Genomic DNA, 763 nt, shown 5'->3' with positions numbered 1-763 from the left:
CCCTGACATTCAGCCGAGTGAACGTCACCAAGGCGGTGACCATTCCGGCAGGCACCCGGGTTCAGTCACCGCCGATTAATGGCACCGTTTACGAACTGCGAACCCTCATTGATGCCACTTTTGCCGACAATCAGCCGGAACTGAAAACCAGCGCCCGGGCCGTGGGCATCGGCACCGCTTACAACTTGGCTCCGGGCTATTACAGCGCCCTCCCGGAACCGGTGGAGGGGGTGGTTTCCGTCATCAACGGAGACGAATGGCTGCAGCTGCCGGGCACCGATGATGAAGATGATGACTCCCTGCGCCTCCGATGCAGGAACCAGTTCACCGCCGTGGGCCAGTTCCACCATGACGCTGCCTATAAAGCCATCATCACCGATTACGCCGGAATCCGGGCGGATTATATCTGGTTTGAACACGGAGCGCCCCGGGGGCCGGGATCTGCCAATGCTTATTTGATGCTGGCCTCCGGGCCTGCGCCGGAGGAGCTGGTCAATGACATCAACCACCATATTAATGATCAAGGTTATCACGGCCATGGTGATGATCTCGTTTGCTTCTCCATGCCTACCCTTAGCACTGATCTGGCCGCTGTGCTGATTCCGGTGGATGGTTTGACAGATGAGCAACAGCTGGAGCTGAAATCCGGCTGTGAACAAATGATCCGCTGCGCTTTTCGTGAAAATCAAGATTTCAACGTGACTCGCACTTGGCCTTTTAATCGGTTCAGCATGAGCCGATTGGGGCAAGAGCTTCATAACTT

1 protein-coding gene is annotated in these 763 nt (G+C 56.2%); it reads left to right on the top strand.

Annotated elements, in window-relative coordinates; translation table 11 throughout:
* Window positions 1–17 precede the first annotated feature (17 nt).
* Window positions 18–763: baseplate J/gp47 family protein (locus J7438_RS26370; RefSeq protein WP_209278993.1), on the top strand; the 746-nt coding region annotated here is incomplete at its 3' end.

This window comes from Thalassotalea sp. G20_0 (assembly GCF_017744175.1).
GTDB lineage: Bacteria > Pseudomonadota > Gammaproteobacteria > Pseudomonadales > Endozoicomonadaceae > Endozoicomonas.
This window is presented reverse-complemented; position numbering and strand designations above follow the sequence as displayed.